We start from the raw sequence: 16,875 nt of genomic DNA, 5'->3' as shown, positions 1-16,875 counted from the left end.
GCCCCTCGACTACGCTCGGGACGAGCGGGGTTTTCGTTTCTTAGTCCATCCAAACCCGCTCGAACCGGTCGCCTAGGCTCGTCAGCAGCTCATATTGCGCCAGCCCGGATGCAGCGGCGGCGCGGGGCAGGTCATAGTCGATCGCGACCCAGTCACCTTCGCGCAGGTCCGGCGCGGCGGTGACGTCGATGGCGATCAGGTCCATCGAGACCCGGCCGATGAACGGCAGCGCGATCTCGCCGGCAAGCGCGTGACCCGTGCCCGAAAAACCGCGCAGAATCCCGTCGGCATAGCCGATGTTGAGGATCGCGACTTCGGTGTCGCGCGCGGCCGTCCAGGTCGCATTATAGCCAACTGAACTTCCGGCCGGCACAAGCCGCCGCTGCAGGATTTCGGCCTCCGGCCTCGCGACCTGCCGGATGTGGCCGGTGGCTTCTGCACGCGGTATGCCGCCGTACAGCGCGACGCCCGGCCGCGTGAGGTCGAAGGCATAGTCCGCGCCCAGGCAGATGCCGGCCGAGTTGGCCAGGCTCAGCCGTCGGTGCGGCACACTGTCCGCCAGGGAAAGGAAGGCGCGCCGCTGGCGGTCATTATCCTCCACATCCTCGTCGGCGCAGGCAAGATGGCTCATCAGGACATCGACCTGCAGGCCGTCGAGCAGTCCCGCAGCGACATCCTGCGGAGCCAGGCCGAGCCGATTAATCCCGGTGTCGATCATCACGTCGCAAACGCCGCCGCCCGCCGCGCGCCAGCGGCGCACCTGATCCGACGTATTGAGCACCGGCCGGGCGTTCAGGCTGGTTGCCGCCGCCATATCCTCCGGCCGGACACCGTGCAGCACCGACAGGGCGACGCCGGCCGGCAGGGGCATCAGCGCCGCGGCCTCAGCCCAGGTCGCCACGAAAAAGTCTCGGCAACCGGCCGCTGCCAGCTGCCGCACCACCTCTCGCGCGCCGAGCCCATAGCCGTCCGCCTTCACCGCCGCGCCACAGGCAGCCCCGCCACTCTGCGCATTCAACCAACGCCAGTTCGCAACCAAGGCGCCACCATCAAGGCGCAGCCGATGAGGAGGAGGGATATGCACGAGCGGCGACTAGCCGCGCTCGACTGGCTAGTCGAGGTGGCTGAGGTCGTCCTTCCGCAGCCACACCATCGTCACCAGCAGCGCCATCGCGACGACCACCCAGGTGTACCAGAGCCCGGCGTACGGATTGCCGGTCTTCGCGACGATGTACTGGCTGACGAGCGGCAGGAAGCCGCCGAAATAGCCGGTGCCGATATGATAGGGAATCGACATCGAACTGTAGCGGATGCGCGGCGGAAAGAGCTCCGACAGCAGCGCCGCGACTGGGCCGTAGGTCATGCCGGACAGCGCACTCAATGCGAGTACGCCCAGCAGGATCATGGCGATGTCGGCGCCGGCAGGCCGCACCTTGTCCAGGCTGTAGCCGGCGCCCTTCAGCGAGGCGTCCAGTTCCTGCTCAGTCGGATAGCGGCCGGCGCTCATCCGCGTCTCGCCGACGATCACGCCGGTCAGGTCCTTGTTCACCGCATAGGGCACGCCCCGCTTGGTCAGCATGTCGAGCGCCTTGCCGCATTCGGTCGCCTGCACCTTGTCGAACGGGCTGAAGCTGCAATCCTTGCCGCCGACCACCACCGGCGCGCGCTGCGCCGCTTGCGACAGTCCTGGATTGGCCGCACCTCCCATCATGCCGAAGATCGGGAAGAGCAGGATCAGGGTCAGCGCGTAGCCGATCACGATCGGCAGCTTGCGCCCGACCCGGTCGGAAAGGGCCCCGAATGCGACGAAGAAGATCAGGCCGGCAGCGGCGCCGATGCCGACCAATGTCTGGGCGACGGTCGGCTCAAGCTTCATCGCGTTCTGGAGGAAATACAGCACCTGGAACATCGCCGTGTACCAGATGACGGTCAGGCCGGCGGCTATGCCGAACAGCGCGACCAGCAGGCGGCGGCCGTTACCGGGATAGGTGAAGGTCTCCTTCAGCGGATTGCGCGCCGTCTCGCCCGCTTCCTTCATCGCCTTGAAGACCGGGCTTTCGCTCAGCTTCAGCCGCATCCACAGGGATACGCCGAGCAGCAGCAGCGAGAAGACGAAGGGGAAGCGCCAGCCCCATTCGGTCCAAGCCTCCGGGCCAACCACGGCTTGCGTGCCCAGCACCACCGCCAGCGACAAGATGAAGCCACCGGCGACCGAGCCCTGGATGAAGCTGGTGTAGAAGCCGCGCCGTTCGGGCCGCGCATGTTCGGCGACATAGATGGCGGCGCCGCCATATTCGCCGCCGAGCGCCAATCCCTGCAGGATGCGGAGGCCGATGATGATGGCGGGCGCCGCATAGCCGATGTCCGCCGCGGACGGCACGAAGCCCACCGCGGCCGTCGCCAGGCCCATCAGCGTGATGGTGACGAGGAACGTGTATTTGCGCCCGATCTTGTCGCCGAAATAGCCGAACAGCACCGCGCCAAGCGGCCGGAAGCCGAAGCCCACCGCGAAGCCGGCGAGCGAGTAGAGCAATTCCGTGGTCGCATTGGCGGCGGGGAAGAAGGTCTTGCCGACGATCGCCGCCAGCGTGCCGTAGATGAAGAAGTCATACCATTCGAAGACCGTCCCCAGCGACGAGGCGGCGATCACCAGCCGCACGTCCTTGGGCTTCAACTCCTCGATGCGATCCTTCGCCAGCGTCGCCACCCGTTCCCCCTCACATTCTGCTTTGGCCGTGGCTTAAGCGTTGCCTGCACCTAGAACAACCGTCCGCCATTCGGCACCGGTTGGCTCGGTGTGATCAGCACGACTTCGCCATCGGCATCGGGGAAGCCCAGGGTCAGCACTTCCGACATGAAGGGGCCGATCTGACGGGGCGGGAAGTTGACCACCGCGGCGACCTGTCGGCCGATCAGGTCTTCCGGCGTATAGTGGACCGTGATCTGTGCGCTGGACTTCCTGGTGCCGATCTCGGGGCCGAAGTCGATGCGCAGCTTGAACGCGGGCTTGCGCGCCTCGGGGAACGGCTCGGCCGCGACAATGGTGCCGACGCGGATGTCGACCTTTAGAAATTCGTCGAAACTGATCGTCATTGTGCCTCCGATTTGAACTCCTCCCCTTTGCCGCACGTTCATGCGGGATGGCAGAGGAAAACCAGGCACGCGTCTATGGCATGGCCGACCAGGCCAATCGCCACCCGCCGGCCGCGCAGGGCATGCGGGGCGAAAACTTGGACCGCCACGAGTCGGACGAGGAGTTCAGCCACGCGGTGACGCTGGAGACGGGCAAGACGGTCGCGGTGAGCGAAGGCAATGGCGTCGCTTTTGCCGAGGCGACCGGCCGGGTCGAGCGGCCGGAGCGCGAAGAGCTTTTCGTGGAGTTCACGCCCGAACCAAGTGCGGATGCGCGGACACCTTTGTTGATCGGCGGCTTGCTCGCAGTGGCCGGTGTCGCACTCTATGCGGCCGGACGTTTGCTAGCGCCCTATGCTCGTCATCCCCGCGAAAGCGGGGACCCAGGAGTCGATCCGACGGGTGCCGGGACCGCTGGGTTCCCGCTGTCGCGGGAATGACGAAGAGGCGGGCCGAAATCAGCCCTTCGGCTTGACGAACTTCAGCGTCATGCGGTCGCTTTCGCCGATCGCCTGATATTTGGCGCGGTCGGTCTCCCCCTTGGCGTAGGTGGGCGGCAGCGTCCACACGCCGTCTTCCCAGTCGGCCGTGTCTTTCTTGTTGGCGTTCACTTCCGATGCGCCGGCGAACTTGAAGCCAGCCTGTTCGGCGAGGCGGCGGATCGTCGACACCTTGATATAGCCGCTCGACCGTTCGCGTTCGTCGCTGGCGCCTTCGGGCAGCCGGTGATCCTCGATGCCGAGCACGCCGCCCGGCTTCAGCATCGCATAGATCTCGCGAAATGCCTCGACCGAATAGTCCTGCTTTTCCGGCTGCAGATAGCCCATCCGCCAGTTGTGGACGTTGCGGAAGGTCAGCACCGCGTCCGCGCTGCCAGGCGCGACGCCGCTGCCGCCGAGCAGGGTCGGAAAGTTGACGGCCTCCACCTTGCCGAACAGCTCGGGCTTTGCCGCCAGCCGCTTCTTCGAGCCTTCCAGGCCCTTGTCGGTCGGCGATGCCACGATCAGCTTGCCGCGTTCGGCGAGATAGGGCGCGAGGATCTCGGTGTACCAGCCGCCGCCGGGCCAGAGCTCGACCACCGTGTCGGTCGGCTTGAGGTCGAAAAAGGCCAGGGTCTCGGCCGGGTGACGATATTGGTCGCGGGCACGATTGGCTTCGCTGCGGGCGGGGTTGGCGACGGCCTGCTTGAGCGCCGCGGAAGGCGCCTGGGCAGGCGCCGCGCTGGCGACGAAGGCGGAGGTGAGAGCGAGGGCGAGAGTCAGGGCGCGCATCAAGGTCTCCTATTGTGCGGCTCGGCTGAAGAGGGGCGGAGGCTATCCGGCAATCTCCCGTCGATCAACGCCGCGCGGCCTTCGACGGGCGGCAAGACCTTAATAGCCAAGGTCGAGATCGACTTCGTTGATCAGCGGCTCGCCGGCGCGGTAGCGCGCGAGATTGTCGAGGAAGAGCTGGGCCGCACGCTGGAACATGCGGGTCTGGGCCCGACCCGACAGATGCATGGTGATCAGCGTGTTCGGCGCCTTCCACAGCGGGTGCTCGGGCGGCAGCGGTTCGGGATCGGTCACGTCGAGATGCGCACCGGCGATCTGCCCGCCCTCCAGCGCGGCGATCAGTGCGTCCTGGTCGATCAGCGTGCCGCGGGCGATGTTCACCAGATAGGCGCTCGTCTTCATCGCGGCGAGCTCGGCGGCGCCGATCAGGTGTGACGTCTCCGACGTGGCGGGCGCCGCGACGATCACCCAGTCGAAGTCTCCGAGCCTGGCCGGCCAGTCGTCGGGACCTAGCATGTCCGGCTCGTCCGTGGCGGAACGGCGGACGCCGGTCACATGCACGCCGAAGCCCTTCAGAATATCGCCGATCCGCCGGCCGATCGCGCCATAGCCGATGATCAGCGCTCGGCTGTCCTGCAGCTCGAACTTGCCCGGCGCGTCGCGCAGCCATTCGGACCGGTCCTGCGCGCGCACGACGGCGGGGAAGTCCTTGGCCAGCGAGAGCATGCCCATCACCGCATATTCGGCGACCGCGTTGGTGTTGATGCCGACGCCGTTGGTCAGCCGCGTACCGCGCGCCTTCATCTCCTTCAGCGGAAAGGCATCGGTGCCGGCATAGATGGTGGTAACGAGCTTCAGCTCCGTGCCGAGCGCGATCGCCCGGCCGGTGTTTTGCGGAACCTGCATGTCCATCCAGCCGGCCTCCGCACCGGGCGCCATCGCATAGGCGTCGTCCGCCGACGCGAACCAACGGACCTCGGCATCGCCCGGCAGGTGCGTTTCGAGGAGCGGACGGGCGAGGGCGGGGAGGACGATGATCATCGTGTTCTTATAGAACACGTCAGGGCCAAGTTAAGCTGCTCCCCGGCCAAAGCCGGGGTCCAGGTCCGTGTATCACGGGCCCCGGCTTTCGCCGGGGAACAAGGATCAGACCAGCGGCCCGTGATCGATGCGCGGCAGCACGTGGCGGGCGAACAGGTCGGCCTCCGCCGCATGCGGGTAGCCGGACAGGATGAACGCCTCGATCCCCATGTCGCGATAGCGCTGCAGCTTCGCCAGCACCTGGTCCGGATCGCCGACAATCGCTGCGCCGCAGCCGGAGCGGGCGCGGCCGATGCCGGTCCACAGCCCGTCCTCGACAAAGCCTTCGTCGTCCGCGGCTTCGCGCAAGGCCGCCTGCGCGGTGACGCCGACCGAGGTGGAGTCGAGCGACTTCTGGCGGATTGCGGCGCCGGTCTCCGCGTCGAGCTTGGACAGCAGCCGCCGTGCATAAGCGCGCGCTTCGTCTTCGGTTTCCCGCACGATGACGTGGGCGCGATAGCCGAAGCGCAGCGTGCGCCCATATTTCGCGGCGCGCGCGGTCATGTCAGCGATGATATCGCGCACGACATCCTCGCGATCCGGCCACATCAGATAAACGTCGCAGCCCTGCGCGGCGGCATCGCGGGCGTCGGGAGACAGGCCACCGAAATAGAGGGGCGGGCATTTGCCGGAGACGGTGCCGACGCGCGGCGGATCGATCTTGATCTTGTAGAACTCGCCCTGATGATCGAGCGGCTCGCCGTTCAGCAGCGTCTTCAGGATCTTCATCGCTTCGACGGTGCGGGCGTAGCGCGGCGCGGAGGCCAGCGTCTCTCCCGGCATGTCGGACGAGATGATGTTGACGGTCAGGCGCCCGCCCAGGATGCGGTCGATCGTGGCGATCTGGCGCGCCAGCTGCGGCGGCCAGGTCTCACCGATCCTTACTGCCATCAGCAGTTTGATGCGCTTGACGATGGTGGCGATCGCCGCCGCGAAGGCGGTGGTGTCGATGCCCAGCGCATAGCCGGAGGGGAGGAGGATGTTGTCGAAGCCGCCGGTTTCGGCCGTCAGCACGATGTCGCGGCAATGCTCCCAGCTTGATCTGAGCTTTTCATCGGGCACGCCGAGAAACTCGTAATCATCGTCGCACAGCGCGGAAAACCAGGAGATCTCACAGGGATTCACGGCAGTCTCTCTCCCATCGACGCTTGCAGCACGGCGTACCATTCGGCGCGGGTCCAGCGTGGCGTGAGCGCCTGCGGGATCTCGGCGATCCGCTCCGGCCGCTGCGTGCCGACGATCGGGATCGGCCGCGCCGGATGCGCCATGATCCAGCTGAGCGCAGCCGCCGTGCGGCCGACGCCTGCGTCCTTGGCCTTCTGGTCGAGCAGGGCCGCCACTTCCTGACTGCGCCCGTCCCAAGGCTCGGCGATGCGGCCGCCGCCGAGCGGCGACCAGGCGAGCACGGCCAGGTCGAGCATCATCGCCTGGTCCAGCAGCCCGCTGCGGATCGGGTCGAGCGCGAGAGGCGAGAATTCCGGCTGGGTCGAAGCGAGTGGGATGGTCAGATACTGGGCCAGCGCCGCCGTCTGCCAGGTCGTGAAGTTGGATACGCCGACCGCCGCGATCTTGCCCGCGACATGCGCCTTCTCCAGCGCGCGCGCGACCTCTTGGGGATGCGCGAGGATATCGGGACGATGGATCTGCCACAGTTCGACGCGTTCGACGCCTAGCCGTTCGAGCGAGGCGTCGATCGCCCGGCCGAGATAATCGGCGCTGCTGTCATAGGGCGTGCCGATGACGATGCCGCCTTTGGTCGCGAGGACCATCTGGTCGCGCAGCGACGGCGTTTCCGCCAGAACCCGGCCGAGCAGCGCCTCGGCCGCGCCGAACGCCTCGCCATTGTCGGGCCCGTAAATATCGGCGGTATCGAACAGGTTGACGCCGGCTGACAGCGCCGCTTCCACCTTGCGCCGGGCGGCATTTACATCGTCGCCGGCAAAGCGCCACATGCCCCACGCGATCGGCGAAACCTGGATTCCGCTCTTGCCGAGCGGCCGTTTATCGGGTGAGACGGGGAGATATGACATCGCTGTCTTATTGCACGGAAGGTTGAGTTATGGCTAGCCGCGTTCGCTATGGAATGATCGGCACGGGGATGATGGGCCTGGAGCATATCCAGAACCTTCGCGTCACTCCGGGCGCTGAATTGGTCGCCATCCACGATCCCGTGCCGCAGTCGCTCGAATGGGCGAAAAGCGCCTCGTCCGGCTGGTCCGAGCCGAAGGTCTATGAGAGCGGCGAGGCGCTGGCCCGCTCGGGCGAAGTGGACGCGATCATCATCGCCAGTCCCAATCACACCCATCGCGCTGTGGTTGAGCCGATCATCGACGCGCCGGTGCACATCCTGTGCGAAAAGCCGCTGGCGACCACCGTCGCCGACGCGCGCTGGATCGCCGAGGCCGCCGCATCGCGCAGCCACGCCTTCTGGACCGCAATGGAATATCGCTTCATGCCGCCGGCCGCGCGGTTCATCGAGCAGGTCCATGGCGGGCGTGTCGGCCGGCTGCAGATGCTTTCGATCCGCGAGCACCGCTTCCCCTTCCTCCCCAAAGTGGGCGACTGGAACCGGTTCAGCCGCAACACCGGCGGCACGATGGTCGAGAAATGCTGCCATTTCTTCGACCTGATGCGGCTGATCGTCCAGTCGGAGGCTGTGCGCGTCTATTGCTCCGGCGCGATGGACGTGAACCACCAGGACGAGCGCTATGACGGGCAGAAGCCCGACATCATCGACAACAGCTACACCGTCGTCGATTTCGCGAACGGCGTGCGCGCGATGCTTGATCTCTGCATGTTCGCGGATGGCGCGGAGAACCAGGAGGAGATCACGGCCGTGGGCGACAAGGCGCGGTTGGACGTGCTGATCCCCGAAGGATCGCTCGTCTTCTCGCCCCGAGTCGGCTTCATGAACCCGAAACAGGTCGAGCGCGAGCATGTCGCGGTCGACGAGCTGGCCTTGTCCACCGGCCAGCATCACGGCTCGACCTATTACCAGCACCAGCTGTTCAACGCCGTGGTCCGCGGCGAGGGCGAAGTGCAGGTCACCGCCGAGGACGGTCTCCGCGCTGTCGAGATCGGTGCGGCGGCCGAGCTGAGCGCGCGGGAGAAGCGGGTCGTCACGCTCGACGAAGTGCGCGCGTGAGGCAAAGAAGGTAAACGAAAGAAGCTGTTAAGACGCGCCCTCTACCGCCTGCTCCGCAACAAAGGGGAATGCGGATGCGTGCGGTGGTGCTTCTGACGATGGCGGGTCTGTCCAGCGGGGCGGCCGCTCAGTTGAGCGTTACGCCCCTTCCCCCCGTGCCGGCAATGGAGCCGCTCTACCCGAAGCGCGCTGCTCCACGCTTGGAGCTGGCGAGCGTTCCCGATCGGCTCTCCGCCCCGCCGATCGAGTCTGACCCCATCTGGTCTCCGGCTCCCCCGCGCTGGTCACCGGCCCCCACGGTCGCCGAGCTGGTGGTGCCGCCGAACACCGATGTGCTGATGCGACTGGATCAGGAGGTCAGCTCCAAGGGCCGCAAGGTCGGGGACGGCTTCAAGCTGACCGTTGTCCAGGATGTCATGCACAACGGCGTGATCGTGATTCCCCGCGGCACTCCCGCCTTCGGCAGCATCGCCTGGCGGACGGGGAAGGGCATGTTCGGGAAATCGGCGAAGATGGAGATCGTTATCGACCGCCTGAGCCTGAACGGCCGCGACGTGCCGTTGTTCGGGCGCTTTCGCGAAGAGGGGCAGGGCAATACCGGCGCGACAATCGGCACGGCGGTGGCGGCGGGCGTGATCGCCGCGGCCTTCGTCACCGGCCACAGCGCCGTATTCCCCGCCGGACGCGAGTTCCGCGTGCCCACGCGAGAGGCGTTCACGCTGGCACAATCGGCGCCGCAGGCACCTGCCTTGGCGACCGCCGGCCGCTGACCCGTTCCCTGCTGCAATCGGTTGCGCCGGACCTTCCGGGCAACTGATGCAGCTGCGCAACAATCCCGTAAACAAATTCTTGCGCGAGCGTGCCCGGGCTTTCCGGCAATCCGGAATTCTGCTTAGTCTGGGTATGACAACGCTATCAATATGGGTGGGGATTACTGAAATGCGCCGCTTGGCTTTGACTACGAGTCTGATTGCGCTCGCCTTTTCCGCGGCTCCGGCCTTTGCCCAGCCTCCGGCCGAAGGCGCCGCCGCGGATGAAGGTTTTGGCGACATCGTCGTCACGGCGCAGAAGCGCGAGGAAAATCTCCAGGACGTGCCGGCCGCGATCAGCGTCATCACGGGCGAAGCGCTCGACCAGCGCGGCGTAGTCAATCTCACGTCGCTGCAGCAGCTGGTGCCGAGCCTGAACTTCAAGGATTCGGCGACGACGCTCGACTCCTCGGTGTTCCTGCGCGGCGTCGGCACGATCAATTTCTCGATCGCTGCCGAGCCGAGTGTCGGCTTTGTGGTCGATGGCGTCACCTATGCCCGCTCCGGCGAGGCGTTCGGCGATCTTTACGACATCGAGCGGGTCGAAGTGCTGCGTGGGCCGCAGGGCACCTTGTTCGGCAAGAATGCCTCGGCCGGTGTGATTAGCATCACCACGCGGCGGCCGGGCGACGATCTCGGCGGGTTCGTCGAGGCCCAGGCGACGACCGACGAGGAGTATAAGCTGCGCGGCGCAGTCGACCTGCCGATCTCCGACACGATCAAGAGCCGCTTCACCGCAAACTACGGCCGCTATGACGGCATGGTCCGCAACCTGACGCTCAACCGGACGGTCAATGGCTATGAGCGCTGGGGCGTGCGCGGCATGATCGTTGCCGAGCCCAGCGATGCGCTCACGCTCACGCTGATCGGCGACTATCGCAAGCAGAACAGCGATTGCTGCGCGGAAGTGGTCGGCACGGCGCCGATTGGTGCGCTCGCCGGTGCGCTGGCTGGCGTACGGCTGCGCGGCGACGAGACGCGCGAGATCCGGCAGAACACGCTGACCCGCACCAAGGAAAAGAGCTGGGGCGTGTCGCTGCAGGGCGACCTGGATGTGGGTGATGTCGGCACGCTGACCTCGATCACCGCCTATCGCAAATACCGCAACTTCGGCATTCGCGACGGCGACTTCATCGACACGGTGTACAACATCGCGGGGGGAAATCAGCTCGACGATTTCGGCGCGCAGCCGTCGAAGACCTTTACCCAGGAACTTCGCCTGACTTCGCCCGGCGGGCAGCGCTTCGAATATGTGCTTGGTGCCTTCTATTACCGCGCGAAGCAGCAGCGCACCTTCCAGCGTGACGACATCGTCTGCTCGGCCTCGACCTCGGCGCCGGTGGCGCCCGGCCTCGTGCCGTGCCTGCCGGGTTCGTCGACGCTGCGCTTTCCGAGCGCCGTCGGCACGTTCGGCTCCGACATCGAGAATTACGCCTTCTTCGGCAATGTGACATTCAACGTGAACGACTGGTTCCGCCTGATCGGCGGCGGCCGCTTCACCCATGACAAGGTCGATGCCTTCAACCGCCGCATCCCGGCCACCAACGGCGGCGGCCCCGGCCTCGCCAATGCGGGCGCGAATTACGACCTGACCACCAGCAACGACGATTTCTCCTGGCGGGCCGGTGCGCAGTTCGATGTCACGGACGACTGGATGCTCTATGGCACCTACAGTCAGGGCTATAAGGGACCGGCATTCAACGTCTTCTTCAACCAGAACGACAACCAGCGCGCGCCCATCGCGGCCGAGACGGCGGATGCGTATGAAATCGGCTCCAAATTCCAGACCGCCGACCAGACCTTCACGCTGAACACCGCGCTGTTCTACGCAAAATACGACAACTTCCAGGCGAACAGCTTCGTCAATCTGAACGGCTCGGTGATCACCCAGCTGACCAATGCCGGCACGGTGTCGACACGCGGCGTCGAAGTGGATGCGCTGGTGCGGCCGAGCCGCCACTTCACGCTGAATGCGGGCCTTGCCTTCACCGAGGCGCAGATCAACCGCTTCAACGTGCCGCCCGGCGCGCCGGCGGGGTCGAGCACTCGCAAGGGTGAACTGCTTCCGCTCGCGCCCAAATGGAAGGGCAATCTGGGCGCGCTGTGGACGATCGACACCGGCGGTTTCGCGAATCTCGAGCTTGGCAGCCAGCTGTCGATCACCAGCGATCAGGTCTCTTCGCTGGAAGCCAATCCCGTCACGCGTCGTGCCATCACGATCGACGGCTATGTGCTGATCGACGCGAACGTGGCGATCGTCGATCCGAATGGGGTGTGGCGGGTGAACTTCATCGGCCGCAACCTGACCGACCAGAGCTATGCGACGCTGATCACGCCGGGCGGTCCGGGCGGCAGCTATCGCTATCTGCTGCCGCGCGACGTTGACCGCTATTTCGGGGTGAATGTCCGCTTCAACTTCTGATCGGAACAGCGAGCATGAGCTTCGAGCAGCAATCCCGCCAGTTCGCCCAACAGGGCTTCGCCCTCTTCCCGGGTCTGCTGGCGGGGGCGCCGCTCGAGCTGCTCCGCGCCGAATGCGACGCCTTCGTCGCGCGGGAGGATGCGCGAATGGACGCGGCCGGCGTCGACACGATCGGCATCAGCCACCGCGGCAAGCGTTACTTCGCCAATGAATGCCAGCGGGTCGCGCCGCAGCTTCGTTCGGTGCTGTTCAGCGAGGCAATGGCGGACGTTTGCCGCGCGACCCTCGGCCCCGACGTCTATTTCTTCTTCGACCAATATGTCGTGAAGGGACCGGAGGGCGGCATGCCCTTTTCCTGGCATCAGGACAGCGGCTATGTCGTCGGCAATGGCGGTCCGGCCGATCATGCGCCCTATCTCACCTGCTGGTGCCCGCTCGACGACGCGACCGAGGAGAATGGCACGGTGCGGCTGATCCCCGGCAGCCACAAGCATGGCATCATCCCGCACGACCGCCAGCAAGGCAGCAATGATCTGGTGGGTGCGCCGGCCGGGACCGAAGGCCAGATTGTCGAGGCAAAGGCCGGCGACGTGGTCGCCTTTTCCAGCCTTACCCTGCACGCCACCGGCGCCAACCGGTCGGACAAGCCGCGCCGCGTCTACCTCGCCCAATATACGCCCGAAGCGATGCTCGATCCGGGGACCAAGCACCTGCGCCGCAACGCGATTGCCTTCCTGCGGTACGGCGAGCGCGTGACCACCGGGTGAACGCCGCCGCTTTCCTGACGCCCGGCCGGCGCAACCTGCTGTTCGTGCTGGCATTGAGCGCGACCATCCTGAACCTGGTCGACCGTCAGATCATTTCGGTGCTGAAGCCCGACATCGCTGCCGATCTCGGCTGGAGCGACGACGACTACGGCACGCTCGCCGCCTATTTCCAGGGCGCGGCGGCGGTCGCTTTCCTCTTCACCGGCTGGTTCGTGGACCGGCTCGGTGTGAAATGGGCGAACCCGGTCGGCGTGGGTCTGTGGAGCCTGGCGGCGATGGCGCATGCGGTGGCCCACAGCTTCGGGCAATTCGTCTTCTGCCGGATTGCGCTGGGCGCCACCGAAGCGATGGGCACGCCCGCGGCGATCAAGACCGTCGCCGCCATCTTCCCACCTGAGAAGCGCTCGAACGGCTATGGGCTGCTGAATGCGGTCGGCAGCCTGGGCGCGATCGTCACGCCGCTGCTGATCCCGCTGGTGGCCGTGACCTGGGGTTGGCGCGCGGCGTTCCTGCTGGGGGGCGTGCTGGGCCTGATCTGGGCGCTGGTCTGGCTCTTCGCGGTCAGGGACCTCCATTTCGGCGGCGACCATGATGCGCCGGGCGAGCGGCCGGCGACGAAGCGGGGGCCGAGCATCCTCACCGAACGGCGCAGCTGGGCGATCGCGCTGGCCAAATTCCTTTCGGACGCGACCTGGTGGCTGATGCTGTTCTGGATGCCCGATTTCTTCAACCGCAGCTTCGGCCTGAAGGGCGTCGCGCTTGGGGCGCCGCTCGCCATCGCCTATAGTTGCGCGGCGGTCGGCGCGCTGGTCGCGGGCGCCGTCACGACGCGGCTGATCGCGCGGGGCCATGACCTGGCGCGCGTGCGCAAGGGCGCGCTGTTCGTGGCCGCCCTGTTCGCGCTGCCGCTGCCGTTCGCCGATCTGGCCAAGGATTACTGGCTGGCTGTCGCGCTGATCGGCATCGTCATGGCCGCGCACCAGGCCTTTTCATCGAGCCTGTTCACCCTGATCGCCGACGTCTCTCCGGCAGAGAAGGTCGGTCGCGTCACCAGCTTCGGCGCCTTTGCCGGCAATATCGGCGGCATGGTGATCGCGAAGGTGGCCGGCCTGGTGCTTGCCTCAGGGCTGGGTTACCTGCCGCTCTTCCTCTTCGCCGGCTTCTCCTATCTGCTGGCCGCGAGTGCCATCCATCTGCTGATGCCGCGTCTGCCGCTGGAAGGTGTGAGACGAACACAGGGGCGCGCCCCGGCCCATTAGGCACGCGCGGTCGAGGCCCGCTCGATCAGGTCGGCGGGGAGCACGACGCGTTCCTCCGCGCCTTCGAACAGCAGCGCGGCCGCTTTCGCCGCCATGGCGCGGATCGGCTGGCGAATGGTAGTGAGAGGCGGCCAGACGAGGCTGGCCAGATCAGTATCGTCGAAGCCGGCGATCGACAGCTGGTCGGGCACCTTCAGCCCCAGGCGGTGCGCAACGCTAAGCACGCCTGCGGCCATGTCGTCCGAACTGGCGAAGATCGCGGTGGGTGCATGGCGGTTGCCGAGCAGCTCTTCCGCCGCCGCCGCGCCCGACTGGAAGTCGAACGCGCCCTGCTTCAGCAGGCTGCCGTCGAGCGGAATGCCGGATTCGCGCAGGGCATCCATATAGCCTTCGAGCCGTTGCTCGCTGACCGGGTACCCGGCATGGCCGATCACGAAGCCAATGCGCCGGTGGCCGAGATCGATCAGGCGCCGGGTCATCGCGCGCGCCGCACCATGATTGTCGATCGCGACGGAGGCGCCGCGGTCGAGCTCGCGCGCCGGCGAGATGCGGACATAGGGGGTGCCCGCCTGCTCCAGATGGTCGAGCACCGGTGCATTGTCGGCGATCGGCGGGGTGAGAATCGCGCCATCGAGCTTCATTTGGCGGAAGAAGCTCAGGACGTCCGCGCCGAGCGCTTCGGTGTCCGTCTCGTAGGCATGGACGATCAGGCGCACGCCGGCATCGGCGCAGGGGCCCCGCAAGCCGCCGATCAGGCCGTGCAGATAATAGGGGCCGGGATTGCTGCAGACGAGCGCGATCTGGAACGACTTGCCGCCGGCGAGCGCACGCGCCGCATAGCTGGGCTGAAAGCCGAGCGCGGCCATTGCGGCCTCGACCTTGGCGCGCGTGGCCGGGCGGACGTAGCGCTCGTTGTTGATGACGCGGGACACCGTCTTGATCGACACCCCCGCGGCCTGGCTGACGTCTTTGATGTTGGCCCGCATGACCGCTGTTGTGGGGGAGGGCGGCGGCGTCTGTCCAGCCTTGTCATACATAGCAAAAGGGGCGGCGAACCGTAGCTCGCCGCCCCTCCGAAGCGTTTGGGAACGAAGGTCTTAGCTGACCTTCATGTTCGCCGACACGTTGTTGAAGGTCGTGCCGACCTTGCCGCCGAGCGAGCTCATGGCGGTGATCGCGGCTACGGCGATCAGCGCGGCGATGAGGCCGTATTCGATCGCGGTGGCGCCCTTCGAATTCCGAATGATGGTGCGCAGCTTCTGCACAATGTGTCTCCTTGGTCCAGTTCTACCCCGTTGACCCGACTGCCCGTCCCAAGATCAACGACTCCGGATTACAGGGGAGGAGTTTCGAAAATCTAAACGAACGCTGGCAACCGAAGGGTTAACCAAATCAGCTGCTTTTGCACTATTTGAATGAGCCTGCAGGTGCCGATGCCTGGGTGCCGAACTTGTTGGTGAATGCTTGCGGGAGATCAGTGCGCGAGCACGTTTTCGGCGACATTGTCCCACATGCCGATCGTGGTGTCGGCAAGCGTCATCAGCGCGACCATCGCGGCAAGCACGATGAGGGCCAGGATCAGCCCGTATTCGATGGCGGTCGCGCCCTTGGCGGAGGCCATGAACCTGCGGAAAAACCTGATGATCACGCCGTCCCCGTCCGTGCAAAGCAGTCGTTTCCTGACACGGAGGAGGTTAAGGAAGACTTATGCCCCAGCTCCTCACGGTCGTCGCGGCCGCACTGATCGGCCCAGACGGACACATCCTGCTCCAGCAGCGCCCACCGGGTAAGTCGATGAATGGGTTGTGGGAATTTCCAGGCGGCAAGGTCGATCCCGGCGAAACGCCGGAGGTCGCGCTGGCGCGCGAGCTGGAAGAGGAACTGGGCATCACGGTCGCGCCTCACGCGCTCTTTCCGGCTGCCTTCGCTAGCGAAGCGCTGGGCGACCGGCACCTCTTGCTGCTGCTGTTCACGACTACTGCGTGGACCGGCGTGCCGCGCGCGCTCGAGGCGAGCGAGGTGCGCTGGGTCCACGTCGACGACATGCATCAGCTGCCGATGCCGCCTGCCGACCTGCCCTTGGTCCTATCCTTGTCAGCCCTGCTTAGGGCGCCGCAGCGCGTCGGCCAGCGAGGCTGAGGCACTGCCGCGCCGTGCCGGCTGGGGCTGGCTCGGCGCCGGCGCCCAGCCGAGCAGATGCACGATCTCGATGGTCTCCGCGGTCTTGCCGTCCGCATCGGCGTCGGCCGCGAAGCGAGCGGCGGCTGCGGCCAGCGCGGCACGGCTCAGAAGTGTCACCGGACCCGCGAGCAGGCTCGTCGCACCCGCGCCCCGTAAGTCGCGCAGTAGCCCGAAAAGCGAGCCATAGCGTATCGAGACCCGCTCGCCGTCTGCCACCGGAAGCGCGAAGCCGGCGCGGGCGAGCAGGTCGCCGGCGGAGCGCACGTCAATCTGCGGGTGGAGGCGGGCCACGGCGCGCTCTTCCGAGCCGAGCAGGGCGGCGCGCAGTCGCGGCAGGCTGCCCGCCCCAAGGAATGCGCCCATAAACAGCCCGTCAGGCCGCAGGACGCGCCGGATCAGCGTGAGGGCTCCAGGCAAGTCGTTCACCTGATCGATGCCGCCGCAGGCCAGCACCAGATCGAAGCTCTGATCGGCGAAGGGCAGCCGATCCTCATCGCACTGCACGCCGCCGGCGGCGTGCGCGAAGCGGAAGCCCGGATCGGCCGAGATCACCTCGACGCCCTGTGCGCGCAGGGCTGCGCCAAGCTTGCCGTCCAGACAGCCGAGATCGAGCGCGCGCCCGAACGACCGTTGTACGCTCGTCAGTCGGTCGAGTGTCTCGTCAATCATCCGGGCGTGAAGAAAGTCGTGCTCGCCGAATGCGGGGGCGATCCGATCACGCCGGAGACGCCGGCGGCGGCGATCGAAGATCTCGGGAGCGCTCATCAGGCCTCCCCATAGGGCATGGGCCGCGCTTGTCTAATCACCGC

18 protein-coding genes are annotated in these 16,875 nt (G+C 66.4%); 7 read left to right on the top strand and 11 right to left on the bottom strand.

Annotated features, from left to right (window positions below; genetic code table 11):
• Nucleotides 1-40: 40 nt before the first annotated feature.
• From HJG53_RS06410 to HJG53_RS06400, 3 genes are read right to left on the bottom strand one after another with little or no spacing between them, the layout of a single operon-like run.
• Complete coding sequence (locus HJG53_RS06410) at nt 41-1,078, bottom strand: alanine racemase (RefSeq protein ID WP_171129659.1); 1,038 nt, start codon at nt 1,076-1,078, stop codon at nt 41-43.
• A 33-nt stretch (nt 1,079-1,111) separates the two neighbouring features.
• Nucleotides 1,112-2,707 (bottom strand): MFS transporter, encoded by a 1,596-nt coding sequence (locus tag HJG53_RS06405; protein ID WP_368039521.1) that lies wholly within the window; start codon nt 2,705-2,707, stop codon nt 1,112-1,114.
• Between the two features lie 50 nt (nt 2,708-2,757).
• Nucleotides 2,758-3,093, bottom strand: a complete 336-nt coding sequence (locus HJG53_RS06400; RefSeq protein ID WP_171128719.1) for a tRNA-binding protein — start codon at nt 3,091-3,093, stop codon at nt 2,758-2,760.
• Nucleotides 3,094-3,140: 47 nt separating this feature from the next.
• Between HJG53_RS06400 and HJG53_RS06395 the strand changes: the two genes are divergently transcribed.
• Nucleotides 3,141-3,572: a hypothetical protein gene (locus HJG53_RS06395; protein WP_171128717.1), complete on the top strand. Its 432-nt coding sequence runs from the start codon at nt 3,141-3,143 to the stop codon at nt 3,570-3,572.
• Nucleotides 3,573-3,590: 18 nt separating this feature from the next.
• Here the strand turns inward: HJG53_RS06395 and HJG53_RS06390 are convergent, their stop codons facing one another.
• The 4 genes from HJG53_RS06390 to HJG53_RS06375 form a co-directional block, all read right to left on the bottom strand.
• Nucleotides 3,591-4,403: a class I SAM-dependent methyltransferase gene (locus HJG53_RS06390; RefSeq protein ID WP_171128716.1), complete on the bottom strand. Its 813-nt coding sequence runs from the start codon at nt 4,401-4,403 to the stop codon at nt 3,591-3,593.
• A 99-nt stretch (nt 4,404-4,502) separates the two neighbouring features.
• On the bottom strand, nt 4,503-5,444 hold the full coding sequence (locus HJG53_RS06385; protein ID WP_171128714.1) for a D-2-hydroxyacid dehydrogenase: 942 nt from the start codon (nt 5,442-5,444) through the stop codon (nt 4,503-4,505).
• A gap of 105 nt (nt 5,445-5,549) precedes the next feature.
• Nucleotides 5,550-6,650, bottom strand: coding sequence for an LLM class flavin-dependent oxidoreductase (locus HJG53_RS06380; RefSeq protein WP_171128712.1), 1,101 nt, complete (start codon nt 6,648-6,650; stop codon nt 5,550-5,552).
• On the bottom strand, nt 6,605-7,513 hold the full coding sequence (locus tag HJG53_RS06375) for an aldo/keto reductase family oxidoreductase (protein ID WP_171128710.1): 909 nt from the start codon (nt 7,511-7,513) through the stop codon (nt 6,605-6,607). The genes HJG53_RS06380 and HJG53_RS06375 overlap by 46 nt, the downstream gene beginning before the upstream one ends.
• Before the next feature lie 29 nt (nt 7,514-7,542).
• On the opposite strand from HJG53_RS06375, the gene HJG53_RS06370 reads away from it, so the two are divergent.
• The 5 genes from HJG53_RS06370 to HJG53_RS06350 all read left to right on the top strand — a co-directional run bounded on the left by HJG53_RS06370 (nt 7,543) and on the right by HJG53_RS06350 (nt 13,885).
• Nucleotides 7,543-8,628 carry a Gfo/Idh/MocA family protein gene (locus HJG53_RS06370; RefSeq protein ID WP_171128707.1) on the top strand — a complete coding sequence of 362 codons (1,086 nt, stop codon included), beginning with the start codon at nt 7,543-7,545 and terminating at the stop codon, nt 8,626-8,628.
• A 74-nt stretch (nt 8,629-8,702) separates the two neighbouring features.
• A complete protein-coding gene (locus tag HJG53_RS06365) occupies nt 8,703-9,398 on the top strand; it encodes a hypothetical protein (RefSeq protein ID WP_171128705.1) in 696 nt (231 codons plus the stop codon).
• 169 nt (nt 9,399-9,567) lie between these two features.
• On the top strand, nt 9,568-11,859 hold the full coding sequence (locus tag HJG53_RS06360; RefSeq protein WP_171128703.1) for a TonB-dependent receptor: 2,292 nt from the start codon (nt 9,568-9,570) through the stop codon (nt 11,857-11,859).
• Between the two features lie 14 nt (nt 11,860-11,873).
• On the top strand, nt 11,874-12,626 hold the full coding sequence (locus HJG53_RS06355) for a phytanoyl-CoA dioxygenase family protein (protein ID WP_171128701.1): 753 nt from the start codon (nt 11,874-11,876) through the stop codon (nt 12,624-12,626).
• Nucleotides 12,623-13,885, top strand: coding sequence for an MFS transporter (locus HJG53_RS06350; protein WP_171128699.1), 1,263 nt, complete (start codon nt 12,623-12,625; stop codon nt 13,883-13,885). The genes HJG53_RS06355 and HJG53_RS06350 overlap by 4 nt, the downstream gene beginning before the upstream one ends.
• On the opposite strand, the gene HJG53_RS06345 is transcribed toward HJG53_RS06350, so the two are convergent.
• The 3 genes from HJG53_RS06345 to HJG53_RS06335 all read right to left on the bottom strand — a co-directional run bounded on the left by HJG53_RS06345 (nt 13,882) and on the right by HJG53_RS06335 (nt 15,506).
• Complete coding sequence (locus HJG53_RS06345; protein WP_171128698.1) at nt 13,882-14,871, bottom strand: LacI family DNA-binding transcriptional regulator; 990 nt, start codon at nt 14,869-14,871, stop codon at nt 13,882-13,884. The two genes, HJG53_RS06350 and HJG53_RS06345, sit on opposite strands and share 4 nt — an antisense overlap.
• Nucleotides 14,872-14,982: 111 nt before the next feature.
• Nucleotides 14,983-15,150 carry a Flp family type IVb pilin gene (locus HJG53_RS06340; protein WP_171128696.1) on the bottom strand — a complete coding sequence of 56 codons (168 nt, stop codon included), beginning with the start codon at nt 15,148-15,150 and terminating at the stop codon, nt 14,983-14,985.
• Nucleotides 15,151-15,359: 209 nt separating this feature from the next.
• Nucleotides 15,360-15,506: a Flp family type IVb pilin gene (locus HJG53_RS06335; RefSeq protein WP_171129655.1), complete on the bottom strand. Its 147-nt coding sequence runs from the start codon at nt 15,504-15,506 to the stop codon at nt 15,360-15,362.
• Between the two features lie 86 nt (nt 15,507-15,592).
• Here HJG53_RS06335 and HJG53_RS06330 point away from each other — a divergent pair, with 86 nt between their 5' ends.
• A complete protein-coding gene (locus tag HJG53_RS06330) occupies nt 15,593-16,024 on the top strand; it encodes a (deoxy)nucleoside triphosphate pyrophosphohydrolase (RefSeq protein ID WP_171128694.1) in 432 nt (143 codons plus the stop codon).
• Here HJG53_RS06330 and HJG53_RS06325 read toward each other — a convergent pair.
• Nucleotides 15,980-16,831, bottom strand: a complete 852-nt coding sequence (locus HJG53_RS06325) for a methyltransferase domain-containing protein (RefSeq protein ID WP_171128693.1) — start codon at nt 16,829-16,831, stop codon at nt 15,980-15,982. The genes HJG53_RS06330 and HJG53_RS06325 overlap by 45 nt on opposite strands.
• Nucleotides 16,832-16,875 lie beyond the last annotated feature (44 nt).

Origin of the sequence: Sphingomonas sp. ID1715 (assembly GCF_013044515.1) — a bacterium.
GTDB lineage: Bacteria > Pseudomonadota > Alphaproteobacteria > Sphingomonadales > Sphingomonadaceae > Sphingomonas_B.
The sequence above is the reverse complement of the archived record's forward strand: the minus strand, read 5'-3'. Positions and strand labels throughout refer to the sequence as shown.